The organism is Pseudomonas fluorescens (genome assembly GCF_001623525.1).
In the GTDB taxonomy this organism is placed as follows: domain Bacteria; phylum Pseudomonadota; class Gammaproteobacteria; order Pseudomonadales; family Pseudomonadaceae; genus Aquipseudomonas; species Aquipseudomonas fluorescens_Q.
In genome coordinates this window covers 1,226,056-1,242,402 of record NZ_CP015225.1, presented here as the reverse complement: position 1 = coordinate 1,242,402, position 16,347 = coordinate 1,226,056, and the positions used below count along the sequence as shown (strand labels likewise).

Annotated in this window: 11 protein-coding genes; 4 read left to right on the top strand and 7 right to left on the bottom strand. The window is 58.9% G+C overall.

From position 1 onward, the window contains the following. Nucleotides 1-33: 33 nt before the first annotated feature. Together TK06_RS05365 and TK06_RS05360 are read right to left on the bottom strand one after the other, a co-directional pair. A complete protein-coding gene (locus TK06_RS05365; RefSeq protein WP_063321159.1) occupies nt 34-1,383 on the bottom strand; it encodes a hypothetical protein in 1,350 nt (449 codons plus the stop codon). A gap of 311 nt (nt 1,384-1,694) precedes the next feature. After that, nucleotides 1,695-4,181 carry a UvrD-helicase domain-containing protein gene (locus TK06_RS05360; protein WP_063321158.1) on the bottom strand — a complete coding sequence of 829 codons (2,487 nt, stop codon included), beginning with the start codon at nt 4,179-4,181 and terminating at the stop codon, nt 1,695-1,697. Nucleotides 4,182-4,417: 236 nt separating this feature from the next. Between TK06_RS05360 and TK06_RS05355 the strand changes: the two genes are divergently transcribed. Beyond that, the gene (locus TK06_RS05355; protein WP_063321157.1) at nt 4,418-5,113 is read left to right on the top strand and encodes a pirin family protein; all 696 of its coding nucleotides are present in this window, start codon (nt 4,418-4,420) and stop codon (nt 5,111-5,113) included. A 175-nt stretch (nt 5,114-5,288) separates the two neighbouring features. Here TK06_RS05355 and pgm read toward each other — a convergent pair whose 3' ends face one another. The 4 genes from pgm to TK06_RS05335 form a co-directional block, all read right to left on the bottom strand. Beyond that, nucleotides 5,289-6,935, bottom strand: coding sequence for a phosphoglucomutase (alpha-D-glucose-1,6-bisphosphate-dependent) (pgm, locus tag TK06_RS05350; RefSeq protein ID WP_063321156.1), 1,647 nt, complete (start codon nt 6,933-6,935; stop codon nt 5,289-5,291). A 90-nt stretch (nt 6,936-7,025) separates the two neighbouring features. Continuing rightward, nucleotides 7,026-8,423 carry a PLP-dependent aminotransferase family protein gene (locus TK06_RS05345; protein ID WP_063321155.1) on the bottom strand — a complete coding sequence of 466 codons (1,398 nt, stop codon included), beginning with the start codon at nt 8,421-8,423 and terminating at the stop codon, nt 7,026-7,028. Nucleotides 8,424-8,519: 96 nt separating this feature from the next. Beyond that, nucleotides 8,520-10,010 (bottom strand): hypothetical protein, encoded by a 1,491-nt coding sequence (locus TK06_RS05340; RefSeq protein ID WP_063321154.1) that lies wholly within the window; start codon nt 10,008-10,010, stop codon nt 8,520-8,522. A gap of 681 nt (nt 10,011-10,691) precedes the next feature. Next, the gene (locus TK06_RS05335; RefSeq protein WP_063321153.1) at nt 10,692-11,717 is read right to left on the bottom strand and encodes a zinc-dependent alcohol dehydrogenase family protein; all 1,026 of its coding nucleotides are present in this window, start codon (nt 11,715-11,717) and stop codon (nt 10,692-10,694) included. 257 nt (nt 11,718-11,974) lie between these two features. On the opposite strand from TK06_RS05335, the gene TK06_RS05330 reads away from it, so the two are divergent. From TK06_RS05330 to TK06_RS05320, 3 genes are all read left to right on the top strand, one after another. Beyond that, nucleotides 11,975-12,889 carry a LysR family transcriptional regulator gene (locus tag TK06_RS05330; RefSeq protein WP_063321152.1) on the top strand — a complete coding sequence of 305 codons (915 nt, stop codon included), beginning with the start codon at nt 11,975-11,977 and terminating at the stop codon, nt 12,887-12,889. Nucleotides 12,890-13,042: 153 nt separating this feature from the next. Then, nucleotides 13,043-14,311: a tyrosine-type recombinase/integrase gene (locus TK06_RS05325; protein WP_029300006.1), complete on the top strand. Its 1,269-nt coding sequence runs from the start codon at nt 13,043-13,045 to the stop codon at nt 14,309-14,311. A 357-nt stretch (nt 14,312-14,668) separates the two neighbouring features. Continuing rightward, nucleotides 14,669-15,253, top strand: coding sequence for an NADP-dependent oxidoreductase (locus tag TK06_RS05320; RefSeq protein ID WP_409077376.1), 585 nt, complete (start codon nt 14,669-14,671; stop codon nt 15,251-15,253). Between the two features lie 190 nt (nt 15,254-15,443). Here TK06_RS05320 and TK06_RS05315 read toward each other — a convergent pair whose 3' ends face one another. Beyond that, the gene (locus tag TK06_RS05315; protein WP_063321150.1) at nt 15,444-16,346 is read right to left on the bottom strand and encodes an NmrA family NAD(P)-binding protein; all 903 of its coding nucleotides are present in this window, start codon (nt 16,344-16,346) and stop codon (nt 15,444-15,446) included. Nucleotide 16,347 lies beyond the last annotated feature (1 nt).

Here is a 16,347-nt window from a genome sequence, read left to right as displayed (position 1 = left end):
CGGCCTCGGCGCTTGTCCGAGGCCGGGGGCACGCTACTTGAGCTCTTCCAGTTCAGGGCTGCGCTGTACTTTAAACACCTCTTGTTCAGGCGCATTGCTCGCCTTCATCAGGTTAAGGGGCTGGACTTTGGCGCAAGCATTCTTGCCGTCGGCATAGATTCCGCTGTGGTTGCATTTCCATTCATAGAAGTTCGCCAGGGCGCCGGACAATTGCAGGCTGTAGTCCGTGCTGCGGGTGCCCGGCGAAAACGGCTGTCCAGCCGGGATGTTCTGGAACCATTTCATCCATTCCTCGCCTCCCACCGGTGGCGGGTTGGCTTGGAAGGTCGGATTCATTGGCGCCAATTGCTGGTACTCGGCGGTCATATGGCAACTCAGGCAAGAGGCCTGAGGATTGTCCACGGGGCCGTTGAGGCGGCCGTTCCAGCCAAGGTGGGTCGGTGGCAGCTCCTTGGTATTGGCATTGATCGCGGTCTGCTTCAACGTCGGGTTGATCTTGGTTTCAGTCGGCGTCGGGTTGGTGAACGCGTTGCCGTTCTCCTTCGGATCGTTCCCCCACATGATTCCCACCGGCACCAGGTTGTCCCAGCCCGATTTACCGGTCATCGCACCGTTGTACTGAAAGGTGCCGAACAACCAGCCGGTATCTTTGACGCGCGTGTCCCGGACGGCGATGTCCATCTGAATCAACGCGACTTTGGTGATGGCGCGTTTGGTTGAGTAGAAGTCCTTGGCGGTGTAGGCACTCCAAAGTACCGGATTGACCAGCGAGGGGACCGTATTGATATCGATGTCTGCGAACAACGCCTTGCACACCACTGTGCCATTGGGAAATCCCTTTGGTTGCGAGGTATAGCTCGGATCAGGGTTCTGCGGATCCTTCCAAACCTGGCCGATGGTGTACGCCCCTATATCGTTATAGATGCCGACCGCATAGGTCTGGCCATTCCCGGTTTGGGTACTCGCCAACTGTTTGGGCTGGATCGGCGCCTCTTTGGTCAGCCCGTGAATAGCTTCACGACCGTTGGGGCCATAGTGTTGCCAAGGCATGTGATACCACTGACGAACCTTGTTTTTCTGCACGTTCCAGCCGACTTCCGTATTGCCCTCCAGGCAGTAGTTCTTTACCTCGTTCATGTAGGTGCGCCAGCTTTCAAAATCATTGCTGAAATTGGCGGGCAGGTGCTTGAAAAACGACGGTATCGAAGACGGGCCCGGCGCCACGGTGGGGTAGTCCTGACTGAGCCGGAAAAATGCGGAGGGGTACGAACTTTTGGGTGGCGCGAAGCCGTAATCAGGGAACGTCCCGGCCTGGGCGCCAGCCATGGACAACGTGCCGGTCAGGGCCAGTAGTGCAGCGATCTTTCCTTGGAAATGCTTCATCGATATCTCCTTATCGGGAGGCGCCTGCCGTCCCGTCGAAGGGTTGAGCGATGCGCAGGGCCTCCTTCTGTTATCAGGCGTTGGCACGATGCCAGACCTGTTCACGGTCCACGCTCAGCGATGTGACGCACCTCCTTGGCGCCCGCCAAGCGGACACAGTCAGGCCTGGCTCTGGCAGCCGGGTGGGAACGATATCGAGGGAGCGTGGCGAAGATTTCGCGCGGTGATCGATCGATCAACCGCATGCCGACCTTGGCAATGCAATCCCTTGCCATAGGTGTAGATCATTTATCCAAAGGTGCCATCATGCTTCAGGCTTTTTGCCGGCCATTTGCCACGCTCCGGCGATGGTCAGCAAAAAAGGGCTTGTCCCCGGCAATACGATCCGAAGCCTTGGGCCCATTGGCCGCCTGGCCGTCCTGGCCATCGACGTACCAGTAACAGTGCTGCACCGCACGCGTGATGCCCACATACGCCAGGCGCAGGATTTCGTCCTTTTGCGCCGAGTCGTAAGGTTCGGCATCACCGTCCTTGCCTAGACCGGCCATTCGGTAGACCTGGTTCTTGTAGGGTGAACTGCTCAGGTGCTGACAGTCGCCCAGCAGGAACACCGCATCAGCCTGGAGCCCCTTGGCACTGTGGTAAGTCATCTGCCTGAGCCGCCTCGCCTCCCACGGCAAGCTAGAATCCACATTAACTGTTGACTGAATATACTTTTCTATCAATAGCTTATCGCTGCTTTTTCGATACAGCATCAAGATCGAATCGCCCTTGCGGTAGTGCTCATCCAGTCGCCGCGCCAGCCCTTCATCGTCTCGATCCAACACATTGACCGGGCTCAGCGAGCAAGACACGCCACTGGCCTTGGCCTTCTTGCCTGGGATAGCCGCAGCGGCGCGAACAATATGCTCGGCCGCATCGATGATGTGTTGGTGGCTGCGATAGTTGTCAGTGAGCATGACGCGGGTGGTCGTCGGCGACGGGAATTGCTGGTTGAATGCCATGAAATAACTCGGTGAACTGCCGCGCCAGCCATAGATCGACTGCCAATCGTCCCCGACACACAACAAGGAAGAGCGCTGGGCACCGCGCCCCACGTGCATCGCGGGGCCACGACTGCGTATTTCCCGAAGACTGGCTCGCAGCCAGGAGACGATCTGCGGCGACACGTCCTGGAATTCGTCGATCATCAGGTGCGAAAGCGGCCTGAGCAACGCATCCCCCAGCAATTTGAAGTTTTCCGGCGAGTGTTCGCTGAACAGCGCAAACATGCGGTTGTAGGTCATGACCGGCGGCGATTGGTCGAGCAGATGGTCTTCGAATGCCCGCCAGTAGCGACTCAGCGCCTCAAAGAAATACCGATCAGGGTCATCCTGGGCAAAGGACATCCGACCCACGGCATCCGGGACGTCCAGGCCCAGGTTCTCGATAAAGCCTGCCGCCGCGACAAAGCAGTCCAGCAACGGTGCCGAACCCAACTCGCCCTTGACCTTGTAATCGAACCCTGGCCCGGCACTGGCATCGCCGGCCATTGATGCTAATACACGTTTTGACGCCTCATAACTTTCAAGCCATATCAGTGGCTTACGACAGAAAGCTTGAAACAGAGTGCGCTTGACCGCCCATTCCGCGCGGATGCTCAACTTGGCGCCCGGACGACTGAGCCGGGCGTCTTCCCGTGGATCGAACCCCAATATTACCCAGGCATCCAGGGAAGGCGCGTAACCATGGCAGTGGAACGTCGCCCCATTGATCTCGAACGTTTGTCGTTTCGGCTCGATACCCTTGATCGGCCAGGCACCGGCGCGCAACCACAGGTCTTCGACGGCATCGCACAATTCTTCATCGCGCTGGGCTGCCAGCGCGGTCACGGCGACCCGCTTTTGTACATCCGGGTGATCGCGCTCCAGTTCCTTGAGCTGCAGCGCGTGGCGGGACAACGGCAGGATCAACTCACGGAAACGCGGGTCACGCTGGTAAAGGTTGTAATAACAGGCGTTGAGTTGCTGGCGCTGGGCGTCATTGATGCGCAAATCAAAAGGATTGCCCTGGGCATCATCGTCACCCGCTTCGGCGCGATGGCTCAGGGTCTCGAACGCCTGGAGCCGTTCAAACCCGGGCAAGCTGCGGACCATGGGCAAGATTCGCGAATGGAATGTCCGCACCAAGTCCCGAGCTTCCTTGAGGCTGACGGTACGTCCCCACAGGGCAAACACTTCGATCAGTTTCTGGATGAAATCCTTGCGCGATTCCCGGGTAAACGTCACCACGGTCATCGAGTCCAATTCGAAACCCAGGTAATGGGACAACAGCACAATGCGCAGCACCAGGGTGGTGGACTTCCCCGCCCCGGCCCCGGCGACCACCGAGGTCGAGGGCGTGTCGCTGAAAATCATCTTCCATTGCGCAGCACTCGGTTGTGCATGGACCGGCAGCAATCGGGCGACATCTGCCTTGATGCGTTTCTTCAACTCAGCGGTCAGCGGCAGGCGCCAGTCATCGAACAGCAGATCATCGACCTGCGGTGCCGGATGCTCCGTGCTGCGCGAATCACGGATCAACAGGACCTGGCGGCCTTCCTCCAGCCCTTCGGCCCGGCCTTCCTTGTATCCATAGTCAAAACCAGCGGTATGACCGCTGCGGAAACCGTCGGCCTGGCCATGCAACCAGGAGGCACGATGTTGGGCTCGCAGGCGTGTCAGGCCATGGCCGAAGAATCGGGCGGCCAGGCGCTTGAACAGCGGCATCTGGGCCAGGGATAGAAGCTCGGGGGGAAGATCGGGAGTGTGTTGCGCCACGCTGGGGACTCCGGTGTTCATGAACCATGACAGCTATGGTGTCTGGATTTACCGCCAGGTTCCACCCAAAAGCTTTTAAGTCATGGGTTTAGGCGATGAAGTGAAAGTTGGCTCACGAATTCATATCTGGTTAGTCGATAGGTTTGACGCGTTTTTTACGCTTTTTGTCGATGATTTCCTTCGCGAGAATAGCGCCATCAACCATCGCTTTCGCTCCCAGCGAAAAGGATACGAACATGCTCGAACTCAGGCCCTTCGCCACCTTGGGCGCCGCCAACCACGGCTGGTTGGATGCCCACCACCATTTTTCGTTCGCCGAGTATTACGACCCGCAACGCATGCATTGGGGCAACCTGCGCGTCTGGAACGATGATGTCATCGCCCCCGGCAGCGGTTTTCCCCAACACCCGCACCGGGACATGGAAATCATCACCTATGTGCGCGAAGGCGCGATCAGCCACCAGGACAATCTGGGTAACAAAGGCCGTACGCAGGCCGGTGATGTACAGGTCATGAGCGCCGGCACCGGCATTGCCCATAGCGAATACAACCTGGAGTCGACGGCCACCCGCATCTTCCAGATATGGATCATCCCCAACGAAGAAGGCCTGGCACCGTCATGGGGCGCCAAGCCGTTTCCCAAGGACTCGCGCGAAGGCTTCGTGACGTTGGCCAGTGGCAAGGCCGGCGATGACCAGAGCCTGCGCATTCGCGCCGACGCACGACTGGTAGCGGCCAATCTCAAGGCGGGTGAAAGTGCGGAGTATCGGCTGGACGCCGCACGTCGAGCTTATCTTGTGCCGGCCACAGGATTGATAGAAATCAACGGCTTGCGTGCACAAGCTCGAGACGGTGTTGCGATTGAAGATGAACGGATATTGCGGGTGACCGCGATCGAAGACAGCGAAATCGTGCTCGTTGACCTCGCCTAAACCCTGCATCGCGTCACTGCTGCTCTTGTGGCGAGGGAGCTTGCTCCCGCTCGGTTGCGCAGCGGCCCTAGAACCCGGCGACGCGGTGGATCAGGTCGATTGAGTGAGCTTGAGGGGGCTGCTGCGCAGCCCAGCGGGAGCAAGCTCCCTCGCCACAAAGCTCACATCAGATGTATCACTTGCTGGTGATAGCCCCATCCACCAACGTTTGCGCTTCAGCCACCAATTGCTTGAGGTGCGCGTCGCCAAGGAAGCTTTCGGCGTAGATCTTGTAGATATCCTCGGTCCCGGACGGGCGTGCCGCAAACCAGCCGTTTTCGGTCATGACCTTCAGGCCGCCAATGGCCTGGTCATTGCCCGGCGCATGACTGAGGATATTCTGGATCTTCTCCCCGGCCAGTTCGGTGGAGGCCACCTGATCGGGCGACAGCTTGCTCAACAGCGCCTTCTGTTGGGGGCTGGCCTTGGCATCGACGCGTACCGAGAATGGTTCGCCCAGCTCGTCAGTCAACGCGCGGTAGGCCTGGCTCGGGTCGCGACCGGTGCGCGCGGTCATTTCAGCTGCCAACAGCGCCGGGATCAGGCCGTCCTTGTCGGTACTCCAGACGCCTCCATCCTTGCGCAGGAACGAAGCACCGGCACTTTCTTCACCCCCAAAGCCCAGGGAACCATCGAACAGGCCATCGGCAAACCACTTGAAGCCCACCGGCACTTCATAGAGGCGGCGCCCCAGGCGCTTGGCCACGCGATCGATCAGGCCGCTGCTGACCACCGTCTTGCCTACGGCGGCATCGGCGCGCCATTGCGGGCGATTCTGGAACAGGTAGTCGATGGAGACCGCCAGGTAGTTGTTCGGCGCCAACAGGCCACCGGATGGGGTCACGATGCCATGGCGGTCATGGTCCGGGTCGCAGGCAAAGGCCACGTCGAAGCGTTCCTTCAGGCCAATCAACCCTTGCATCGCATGGCTGGAGGACGGGTCCATGCGGATCTGCCCGTCCCAGTCGACGGTCATGAAACGGAAGGTGGAATCCACGTGAGTGTTCACCACGTCCAGGTCCAGGCGGTAATGCTCGGCAATGGCCGGCCAGTAGCGCACGCCCGCGCCGCCCAACGGATCGACGCCCAGACGCAACCCGGCGGTACGGATGGCATCGAAATCGATGACGTTGATCAGGTCTGCCACGTAGGTGTTTACATAGTCGTGACGGTGGGTGGTATCGGCTTTCAGGGCCTGCTCGTAGCTGACGCGCTTGACGCCGGCGAGCTGGTTGGCCAGCAGCTCGTTGGCCTTGGCTTCGATCCACTTGGTGATATGGGTATCGGCCGGACCACCGTTGGTAGGGTTGTACTTGTAACCGCCACTTTGCGGTGGGTTGTGGGACGGCGTGATGACGATACCGTCCGCCAGGCCCGAGGTGCGGCCACGGTTGTAGCAGAGAATGGCGTGGGAAACCGCCGGTGTCGGGGTGTATTCATCGCCTTCGGCGATCATTACGGTGACGCCATTGGCCGCGAATACTTCCAGCGCGCTGGCACCCGCCGGGGTCGATAGCGCGTGGGTGTCGATACCGACGAACAGCGGCCCGTTGATGCCCTGGGCTTCGCGGTACAGACAGATCGCCTGGCTGATGGCCAACACGTGCCACTCGTTGAAGCCCAGGTCGAAGGAGCTGCCACGGTGCCCGGACGTGCCAAAAGCCACGCGCTGGGTCGCAACCGAGGCATCGGGTCGGCCGGTGTAGTAGGCCGTCACCAGTCGCGGGATATCGATCAACAACTCTGCCGGTGCCGGCTTGCCCGCAAATGGACTGACTGTCATGCAAAACCTCTGAGTGGAGTGGCTCGGTAAATGGGGTGCAGTTTACTGACAGTTCGACCATGGCGCGATGGGTTCGATCCATTGCGCCGACTACGCTTGTTCGAGCCTCAAGGCATCGGCCAGCGCGCAGAGCGCAGCGTCCATGTCCTGTGGCCCGTTCAGGGCGTGGGTGAGGCGCATATGTTGTGCATACAGGCCCTGGAGGCTGAACAACTCCCCTGGCGCGATGACGATTCGCTGGGCAAGCAGCCGATGGAAAACCCGCCGCAAGTCGACCCGTCGCGTCGATTGCATCCAGATCGTCGCACCACCTTGAGGTTCTGCCCATTGCAGGCTATCCCCTAGCCGCTCGCGCAGCAATTGCGTCGTCGAAACCGCGCTTTCGCGCAGCAGGCGCCGCAACACCAGCAAATGCTGGTCAATCCGACCGTTGCTGTACAGCCGGGCGATGGCTTTCTGGCGAATCGGCGACAAGCAAAACGCGCGCAGCAGGAAATGTCGCTGCAGGTGCAAGGTCAACTGGCGCGACAACACGTAGCCATACGGCGCCTCCGGCCCGATGGTTTTCTCGAACGTCGAATAGACGATCAACCGGTCCGGGTCGAGCAAGTCTCGAAAAGGCGTCCCCCTCGCCTCGAACGCCAGGTCCGTATGGCTGTCGTTCTCCAGCACCCAAGTTCCGTGCCGCTCCAGCAGATGCGCGATGGCACGACGGTTCTCTTCAGGAACGAGCGTCCCCCTCGGCATGTTCAAGACCGACGACAACACCACCAGGCGCACAGTTTCGTTCACCAGCAGTTGTTCCAGTTGCTCGACATTGAGCTCGCCGCTGGTCAGCAGTGGCAGCTCGATGACGTTGACCTCCGCCGCCTGCAGCAGGCGCAACACTGCCCAATCGCAGGGTGATTCGATCAGCACGGCGGCACCGCGCAGTGCCAGCACCGCGATCAGGATCTCCAGCACGCCACGCAGGTCGGCGCCAATGTAGACGTCATCGGCATTCCAGCAACGGGCCGGCGAAGACGTGTAGCGGGCAGCCAGCGCGGTGCGCAGCTCCAGCTCACCCCAGGGTTGCGAGGGTGTCTGCGAGGAGCGTGGGTACTGGCGCAGCAGTTCGCGCTCGAGCAGCAACAGCGGGCTGTCCAATGGCTGCATCGATGCCGGTTCGTCCGCACTGAACACCCGCATGCCTGGTCGTCGGGCATTGACGTACAAGGTCTCGAGCAAATCGTCACCGCCGTCCAGGGTGGCCATGCTGGGCACTGGCAGCGCGTAGTAACCGGACTTGGCGATCGAATAGACCCGCCCTTCCTTTTCCAGCAGCGAATACGCGTACTGAATGGTCGATATCGATACGTTCAGACGCTCGGCCAGTTGCCGCAGCGACGGCAGGCGAACCCGCGCATCAACCTCCAGCTCGTTGATCAGCGTGGTCAGGTAGCGATAAACCGCCTGGTAGGCGAAGCCTGTCTCCCGGCAACCTTTCATCGGCTCAGGCCAGGACAGCGGGTCGCCGCCGACCCAGTCGCAACGCCGGGTACAAGGACTGGGGACGAGGTAGATGATTCCGTCAAACCTCGTTCCTCAATGCCTTGCCGAGCGTTCATGCAGCCCATCGACAGGCGCCCCGGCTTCTGCAGTGTCGATGCCGTCAATGGTCTGCTGCAGATCGGCGCCCGGGGCAATGTCCGGTTGTTCCGGCAGTGAGACGCTCGCCCGGTACAGCTTGCCAAGGATGTCGATGGGCAGGCCGCTGACCTCGACCATCCACTGCGCAACCTGATCGACGACGGTCGCGCCCTGCATGGCCTTGTGCAGGTCCGGCATCGCCACCAGCATGCCGGGATGGCAGCAACGCAGGAAATGCTCCAGGCCCGCCCCCTGCCCCACGAAGGGCGCGAACAGCATGCACACCAGTTGCGTTTCGCTGAGCCCCAGGACCTTTTGCGCTTCAAGGGCGGCGTAGGCACGACGCTCGGGAATCGACGACGGTGAGCCGAACAGTGCCCGGGCCTGTTCGCAGGCGTGTTCCGGCAGTTGCTTGCGATGCATGATCATGATCGCTCGCTGCGCGTAGTCTCCATAGCCGGTTTCATAGCTGCGGCCATGCAGGTAGCAGGCCTGCAGACCGTGCAAATGGGCCGACAGCAGCGGGCTGATGTATTCATTTTCAGGCGCGGACGGCACAAGCCCCTCGGTCTGCACCCGCAGGAACTCGTTGAAGAGCGGCCAGTTGGTTCCCTCCGAACGAACGACGATCAGGTCGTCGATGCCGACGTGGCCCACTCGCCGGCAGGCCTCGAAGTGCCCCTCGGGCCTCCAGGCATCGAGGCGATCCGGCCCATAGAAATGCCGGTAGATATCACCACCCAGGGTGTCGAGGTGGGCAAAGAGGTTGTCGAAACCGCAGGCGTGCTCGGTCTGCAGGCCGATCTTGCGAGTCGCGCGGCGAAGGCCCGATATGAATTGTTTTTGCTGGCGCGGTGTATCGCTGCTGACCAACGAATCCACGCCCGACTCCCAGCGAGCCATATGCCGATAGAATTCGGCCATCGCCAGGTAGCCGTCATCCCCAATCTCCAAGGGGCTGTCGACCGCACGAAGGTGTCCCAGCACCAGCAGGTCCATGCGATTGGCTTCGTGCCCTGCCACCGACAAGGGCTGCCGGTGATTGAACGGCAACACCTCGCGATTATCCGCCATCAGCAATTCGACCCGGGGATCATCGTAGACAAACAGCGCGCTGTAGCAGCGGTGGATGTTTTCCAGCGTCGCCTGGGTGGTTTCGCTCAAGCGTGGCGTGGCGACACGCAAGGTGAAGGTCACCGGATGTCGCCCCGCGATACTCAGCTGTGCCGCCCGCAAGGCGGTCAGCACATAAAAGCTTTCCCGGCTCCCGTTCAGGACCGTCAACACGCGATAATCGCCAATCCGCTCGATGCCTCCGGCGGCGACAATTAAACGCTGGATCAAAAGCTGCAACGCGGTACGTTCTGCCCGGGAATAAAAACCTGACAGTCGTTGCAGTATCTGTTGATACACGTGAGTCATTGCCTGCTCATGAATTGCACTCATAGCCATTTACCTGGAAATTCAACTATCGGCGTCGCACCCGCACCAACGTGACTGCACGACGTGTTGGTCTAGATGATTGTTCTAGCACTCAAAGAGTATTAGCAATACGCTCGAGCATTGCTTGTTGTAATTATTTGATACATATACTGAGAGTCGGCTCACGCCCCAGCACTCCCCCGCCGAAAGCCTTGAAATCAGGGGACCTAACCGACCGAACGGCACGTCCTAGGAGAATTCCGACAACGTCCCACAGACAATGAGTACGAGAAATAAAGAACTTGCCGAACTTTAATTGGCTCTCTACCCCGCCCTGTTTTCCCCAGGGTCGATAGATAGCCCCATACCCATTTACGTTTATTGCCCCTTGAATGCATCTTGAAGGATGAAGACCTTCGAAAAAGTTATACAGCACCACGACTTCTTCCTTGATATGGAAATCAGCGTTCAATTATCAAGACTTAAACAATGATTAGAAGATACAGATTGAGGGCAAAAACCAGTTCAGATGTTGGTCGGCAGACCGTTTCAGGCTTGAGCGAACCGGGACAGGCCATTCAAGGCACGAAAGGCCAGGTAAGAACGCAGCACCGCCAGGCAGGAGGTGTCGTCAGAAAGGATAAGAAGGTGTCAGGACGAAGGCAGCGCAAGAGCCCGGACGATGACTCTTGCGCAAGGCAGGGTTCAGACCGGGTCGGTGACCTGAAGGGCAACACGTTCACGGCAAGGGCATTCGCCCATGTAGCGGTGAGCCTCGACAAACTCGGAGAACGGGAAGACCCGAGTCTTGAGTGGCAACAGCACACGGTCGGCGGTCAGTTGATTGATATCGCGCAGTGCTCGTTGCAAGGCCACCTGGTCCTGGAGAATGCCCAGTTCCGGCTTGCCGGTGAAATTGCCGATGCAGTGCACAAAGAACTGAATGTTCTTCTGGAACGCCGCGCAGGCTGGAAACGGCGTCTGGTTGCCGCCCTGCAAGCCATACAGCACCAGGCTGCCACGCGGTGCCAACACGTCACCCAGCAGCGACATCTGCGGCCCGCCGAGGCCGTCGAAGACCACATCGACGCCACGGTTGTCGGTGAGCTTGTTGATTTGCATCAGCAAGTCCTGCTCTTCGGTGACGATGACCTTCTCGGCGCCCAGCGACAACAGGTACTCACGCTCTTCAGCCGTCTTGGTGGCCGCGATCACCCGCACACCCAGGGCCTTGCCCAGTTGTACGAAGGAAGGACCGGCGCAATGGCTGGCATCGGTGACCAGGGCGAATTGCCCCGGCTTGACCCGTGCCAGGTCCATGTAGGCGAAATAGGCGATCAGCAGCGGCGTGTAATGCACGGCGGCTTCGATCGGGCTGAGCACGTCGGGATAACGGGTCAGGGCGGTGCGCGGCAGCACGATGACTTCACCGTACACCGGGTAATCGTTCGGGCTTTCGGCCGGAAAACTGGCGACCTTGTCGCCCACGGCCAAGTCATCGACGCCGTCGCCGACGGCCGTGACCACACCGGCCATTTCATGGCCCAGGCCCGAAGGCAGGCGCGCCTGGGACGACGCCAGGTTCTGGCGCCACAAGGTGTCGTACCAACTGATGCCGATCGCTTCGACACGGACCTGCACTTCTCCTGGCGCAGGAAGAGCCGCCGTATGCTCTTCGCATTTGAGCACCTCGGCACCACCAAACTTGTGAAAACGGATCGTGCGGGACATCGCAAACCTCGTCAAAGTAACCTCTAATGCCATGAACTCTATCCGGGCTTTGTACCCAAGACCATCAGTGGCTATTAATAGTCGACATGCCTGTCATTGATTCCGCAGCAAGAAAAACCAAGCCATTGCGTAGGACTTAACCTAAGAAAACTCAATTAGCCGGTGCAGAGTACCAGTCTTTCCCCGTAAGATTCATGCCGGCCATTGTTCCCATATGGCCGCTCACGTCAAGCTTGCCGAATCTGCCAGGACCCCAGATGAATCGTAATGACCTGCGGCGTGTCGACCTGAACCTGTTGATCGTGTTCGAAACATTGATGCATGAACGCAGTGTGACTCGCGCGGCCGAGAAACTGTTCCTAGGCCAACCGGCCATCAGCGCCGCGCTGTCGCGCCTGCGCAGCCTGTTCGATGACCCGTTGTTCGTACGTACCGGTCGCAGCATGGAGCCTTCCGCCCGGGCGGTCGAGATCTTCGCCCTGCTCTCCCCGGCCCTGGATTCGATTTCCACGGCGGTCAGCCGGGCGGCGGAATTCGACCCGGCCACCAGCACCTCGGTGTTTCGCATTGGCCTGTCGGACGACGCCGAATTCGCCCTGCTGCCGATGCTGCTCAAGCGCCTGCGGGCCGAAGCGCCCGGCATCGTGCTGGTGGTGCGCCGGGTCAACTACATTCTGATGCCTGGTTTGCTGGCGTCCGGTGAAATCTCCATCGGCGTCAGCTATACCGAAGATTTGCCGGCCAACGCCAAGCGTAAGGTCCTGCGGCGCAGCTTGCCCAAAGTACTACGGGCCGACACCGCGCCAGGACGACTGACCCTGGATGAATTCTGCGCCCGCCCCCATGCGCTGGTGTCCTTCGCCGGTGACTTGAGCGGCTTTATCGATGAAGAGCTGGAGAAACTCGATCGCAAGCGCCATGTGGTCTTGGCGGTGCCTCAGTTCAATGGCCTGAGCACGCTACTGGCGGGTACCGACATCATCGCCATCGTCCCCGACTACACCGCCGACGCACTGACCGCCGCCGGTGGCGTACGCGCCGAAGACCCACCGCTTCCAGTGCGTAGCTTTGAGCTGCACATGGCTTGGCGCGGGTCCCAGGACAACGATCCTGGGGAGCGTTGGTTGCGGTCGCGCATTCAGATGTTCTTTGGGGACCCCGATAGCCTGTAATTGAATTCCACTAAATTCCATAAAACCGTTTTATAACAACGAGTTATTGAAAATTTAAGTCTACTGCCGTCTGTCTAAATCCAATGGATTCCACGACTCATGGGGGCATAATTGGGGGCAAATTTCGGTTCCTTAAAAAGGGTGCCCCCACCGATGCCCCCAGATAATGCGGTTGTTTTCAAACGAAAACTCAGCGATGCCTTGATCCGCTCGCTGACCGAACCCGGCAAACACGCCGATGGCGAAGTCCCTGGGCTCTACTTGGAGGTAAGGGCGTCGAGCAAGGTCGGCAAATCCCCTTCCAAGGTTTGGCGATTGAAGTATCGCCTGCATGGCAAGGAAAACCGCTTCTCCATCGGCGCTTACCCCGACATTGGTCTCAAGGAGGCGCGCGACATTGCCCGCGGCGCACGCCGCGACGTGGCTAACCACACCGCTCCGCTCAAGGCCAAGACCGCCAAGATCGAGGCGCAGTTGCTCAATGAAGAGCGCACCTTCGCGTACGTGGCCGAGCAATGGTTGGCATTCAAGTCTGCCGAATTGGTGACCAAATCCATCTCGGGCTTTACCGGAGCGCTGAACAACCACATCTTGCCTGCCATTGGCAAAAAACCGATCAGCGAGATCAAGTTGGAGCACATCACTACGATCATCACTGAGTTGCGCCGCCAGCGCACCATGGCCATGGCCCGGCGCGTGCGTACCATCATCCGTGCCGTTCTGGGCTTTGCCGAAGGTCGCGGCTGGGTGGAGCGCAACGTGGCGCTCAGTAACATCGAGGAGTTGAAGATTCGCCATATCGTGACCAGCAACCCGGCGATCGAAAGGCCATCCGACCTGGGCAGGTTTCTTCTACGCCTTGATGACTGCAACGACGGCAGCGTTGCCACCGCAATGCGCCTGCTGGTCATGCTGCCGGTCCGCCCAGGCGAACTGGTGCAGATGCGCTGGGAAGATGTCGACTTGGTGGGCGCCGATTGGCGTTACGTCGTGAGCAAGACCAAGCATCTGGATAAGAGCAAGCACATCGTGCCGTTGCCTGAGCAAGCCTTGGTTCTGTTACGCGAGCTACATAAAACCCGCGTGGTGGATGAAGAAGGCAAAGGCTGGGTGTTCGTCTCGCCGGTCTATCCGGGTCGCCCCATCAATCCGACCTCCATGCTCAAGTCCTTTCAGCGTATCTGGCCGGAGTATGACATCACTGCTCACGGCTTTCGCGCGACCTACAGAACCATTGCCCACGAGCACTTGGGTATCGATCCAATCGTGCTCGAACTTTCGTTATCTCACCGAATGCCGGGAGCTCTTGGCGCTGTGTATGCGCGCGCGCAACTGCTAGTGCAGCGCCGGGAGGCTGCTCAGCAATGGGCTGACTATTTAGATCAGTTGCGGCAAAACGCTGCGCGAATAACCACAGATTGACGATACAGCGAATACAAATCAGGAGATTGGAGCCGGAAACGAGACTCGCATCTGGCGTCCGACCCATTGAAATCTAAGGGGTTTCTTTTCTTGCCGAAGCAGGAAAAGACTCAATTCTGGACTTGTTTTCGGGGTGTTTCAAGAGCAAAAATGGAGTAATTCCAAGCAAGGCTATTGGATTCTACCCATAGCCAATCGGACGCTGGATAACAGACCTGCGGCTCAAAGCCCACGTTCGCGAGCAAAACTGCTAAAAAAAATAGCCCATTAGTTTTGCTGGTTTTTTCCGACGATATAAGTTCAATAAATAAACCTTTCTATATCTTTTGCATATCCTGACATTCACTTTCACGGGGGATCTACGATGCGCGCAAGTTATCTGACCGCCTATGGCGGCAACGAGGTTGTGTCATCTGGCGAACTGCCAGATCCGGTCTTTCCGAGGGCACGCCCCTGATCGAAAACAAGGCTGCGGGCGTCAACCCCGTGGAACTGGCCATGCGTGCCGGCGGCTTCCAGCGTGTGCTGCCCTATTCCTTCCCTCAGGTACCGGGCTTCGATGTTTCCGGTGTAATGCGCGAGGTCAGCGGTCCCTCCCAGTTCAAGGTGGGTGACGAGGTCTACGCGCGCATGTCCAACCGCGCGCCTGGCGCGTACGCAGAGCTCGCGGCAGTCGCCAATGACTTGCTGGCCAAGAAGCCCACGAAGATGTCCCACATCGAAGCGGCCAGTCTGCCAACTGTGGCCCTGACCGCCTGGCAAGCGTTTTTCGAACGCGCCAACCTGAAAAATGGCGACCGCGTCCTGATCCAGGCCGGCGCCGGCGGCGTGGGTACATTCGCCATGCAACTGGCCAAACACTTCGGTGCACACGTGACAGCAACTGCCGGTACCGCCAACCAGGCTTTCCTGAAGGAACTGGGCTCCGACATTGCGTGTTGACTACACCACACCTAACTGGTTCGCTGGCGTCATTCTGGCCGCACCCGAACTCACTAAGCGAATCCAATGGGGCGACCCAGACAGTACGATAGCCGGAAACATTCGCCTATTTCAGAGCCCCCCCTAAGCGGTGCGTGCCGAGGAAAACTGCGACTTGCCGCCCCTGCATGGCAAGTTGATCGGAGCAATCCTAGTGCCCGGTGCTCGAAATCAGCTCCTGCCGATGCTCAAGAATCCATTGCTTGAGTGTTACGGCGTGCTGTCCGGTAACATGCGGAACATCATCCCGAACGCTTCCGAGATATCCCATCCGTCCATCCACAACCTGTCGCATGATCTCGACGCCGCCATCCGCATACCATGACTCCACCGGGATACTTGCCGATGTGAAAATAGCCTGAAATTCTGCGGGGCCAAGGACGTTAGCGGTAATCTCTTTTCCGAGGAGTTCGCTTAGAAGTTTGGCGAGCTCAGGGCCTGTAGCAACATCGCTGCTAAGCCAATACTCTTTACCAGCGTGCTTCGCCGGCCCCTGCTGAAGCACGGTAGCTGCAACCAGGGCGATATCCGCCGCAGCAACCCAGCCCGTTCGGTATTCGTTCCAGTAAGTGGTCAATGTGTCTCCCTTTAAGCAAAGGGTAAGTATGTTTTCCATAAACATATTGGGATGAAGGAAGGTCCAAGAAATTCCGCTGGTTTTAATATAGGCCTCAACCAATTGATGCCAGGCAAAGGCTGGCCCCGTGCAATCCCATTCTCCAAACACACCGAGGTGCACGATATGCTTAACACCGGCTTTACTGGCGGCGTCTACCAGCGTCTTGCTCTGCGCAAGCATGGCTACGGTATAGCCGGTTAAAAGGAAAACTCGATCCACGCCTGCGAGCGCGGCTCCGAAAGTTCGGGGATCGTCCAGATCAAGGTGAACGATGTCCTTTCCCTCGCAGCTTAAACGATGAACCTCCTCAAGCCTGCGGGAAGTAATCCTAACGTTAACGTCAAGGCTGCCTTCTAGATTGGAAACTACTTTCTTACCTACTTGCCCACTGGAACCTATAACCAATACTCGCGCTTTACTTTGCTTTATATTCATG